A 237-nucleotide genomic window follows, 5' to 3' on the forward strand; every position below is an offset into this window, starting at 1 on the left:
TTACTGGTTAGAAAGTAACGGAAGCTTACGAAATATTTAATTCAAGGAATCGACGCCTGACATGAAACACCTTACTTTAGCGGGTCTATTAGCCGTATCACTCTTGGCTGGTTGTTCAAGTACCGAAGAGATAGTGCCAGATGTACCGCCATCGGTTCTCTACTCTGAGGCGCAAGAATCGCTGCAAAGTGGTAGCTGGCTTTCTGCCATTGAAAAGCTAGAAGCCCTAGACTCTCG

General features: G+C 46.0%; 1 protein-coding gene. It reads left to right on the plus strand.

Annotated elements, in window-relative coordinates; genetic code table 11:
- Nucleotides 1-61: 61 nt before the first annotated feature.
- Nucleotides 62-237: tetratricopeptide repeat protein (locus tag A3712_RS26440; protein ID WP_157618696.1), on the plus strand; the 176-nt coding region annotated here is incomplete at its 3' end.

The sequence above is a fragment of the Vibrio sp. HI00D65 genome, from assembly GCF_001635455.1.
Taxonomy (GTDB): Bacteria; Pseudomonadota; Gammaproteobacteria; order Enterobacterales; family Vibrionaceae; genus Vibrio.